Below are 1,673 nucleotides of genomic sequence, written 5' to 3' on the forward strand. Positions count from 1 at the left end.
TAATTCCCCACATAAAGGAAATCTATTAATTTCTTTTGCTAACGTTAAGAACTCCCGAACTTTATAGAGATCCTATGCAAGGCCGATTTTTAAACTGATGCATAATAGCTCGGGCGTAATTCTGGTTGAAAATGTAAAAGCCCCTGAATTAGAGGTTCAGAGGCTTGTTGATAATTTCAGTGGTGGAACTGACTTGTCAGTTACCCCGTTCAGAATAATTTTCAAATACAAAGTTACATTTCCTTAGGATCATTTTTTGTAAATCTTTAATTTTTTTAAAATGGAAAGAAAAATGAAACTAGGAATGGATGTGGTAAATTTCAATGCGGCAGGAATTGATATCGGAAGTCGTTCCCACTATGCTGCTATTGGTCAAGAGTTAGAAGATGTAAAAGAGTTCGGCGTATATGCTGAGGATTTGACTTCATTATGCCAGTGGTTAATGGATAATGATATAACCACAGTTGCTATGGAATCTACAGGAGATTATTGGCAGAACCTATATACAGAACTCATCAGCTTTGGCTTTGAGGTGGTACTAGTCAATGGAAAATTCACTAAAAATGCCAAAGGTAAAAAGACCGATGTCAAAGATTGTAGATGGATACAAAAACTACATACTCTTGGGCTTCTCACAGGAAGTTTTCTACCTGATCTGGTTACTGAATACTTACGAACTTATTGTAGACAAAGAACCAATTGGATTGAACTTGCTTCATCTGCAACACATAAAATGCAGAAATATCTAAAACTACTGAACTTCAGATTGGATGTAGTGGTCAAAGATGTTTGCGGACTTACTGGAATGAATATCATTGAAGATATTTGCAAAGGAAACCTAGACCCTTATAAACTTGCAGAACATCGCCATTATAACTGTAGAAAGCCTAAAGAAGAAATCGCTAAGGCACTTCACGGGAATAACAGAAAAGATTACCTTTTTGGACTCAAACAAGAACTTGAAAATTATACCTTCTGTCAAAGAAAAATCAAAGCTTGTGATAAACAAATAAACAGCTTCATCAAAAATGAATTAAAACAACATCCTGAAAGGAAAAAACTAAAAACAACTGATAAACCACATAAAAGAATCAATAAAAATGCGCCACAAATTAAAAATTTAAATCAATTAGCATTTAGGTATTTTAATGGAGTAGATCTATTTGCTATTGAAGGATTAAGTCATTCTTCGATTTTGAGTATCATGAGCGAAATAGGACCTGATGGCTTTAAAAAATTTGAAACAGCAAAGCATTTTAGTTCGTGGTTAAGGCTTGCTCCAAACAATAAAATATCAGGAGGAAAAATACTAAGTAACAGAGTCCCTAAAGGAAGTAATCGACTCAAAATTGCACTCAGACAAGCTGCAAATGCTATAGGAAATCTAAAAGACACGCACCTTTCTGACTTTTTCAGAAGAGTAGCATATAGAAAAGGTAGGCACTCAGCAGTAAGTGCAACGGCTAGAAAACTAGCTGTTATCATTTGGAATATGATCACTAAAAAAGTACAATATAAACCACCAAAACAATATTTGTTCCTAGATCAAAAAAGAAAAATGGGACTCATCAAAAGAATTAAAAAACAAATCGATAAATTTGAATTAAAACCTGATGATTTAGGGTTTAAAACAATCTAAATATCAAAATAAAAAAGTGACGTTAGTCAGAATT

At 33.6% G+C, this 1,673-nt stretch carries 1 protein-coding gene; it reads left to right on the plus strand.

Annotation, left to right across the window (positions count from 1 at the left end):
- The first annotated feature begins 280 nt into the window (after positions 1-280).
- On the plus strand, positions 281-1,639 hold the full coding sequence (locus H527_RS0118660; protein WP_027414050.1) for an IS110 family RNA-guided transposase: 1,359 nt from the start codon (positions 281-283) through the stop codon (positions 1,637-1,639).
- The last annotated feature ends 34 nt before the right edge of the window (positions 1,640-1,673 follow it).

The sequence above is a fragment of the Aquimarina muelleri DSM 19832 genome, assembly GCF_000430665.1.
In the GTDB taxonomy this organism is placed as follows: domain Bacteria; phylum Bacteroidota; class Bacteroidia; order Flavobacteriales; family Flavobacteriaceae; genus Aquimarina; species Aquimarina muelleri.

What these genes read in the sequence shown, in the direction of transcription:
- H527_RS0118660 (WP_027414050.1), top strand. Translation starts at nt 281, where the DNA reads ATGGAAAGAAAAATGAAACTAGGAATGGATGTGGTAAATTTCAATGCG.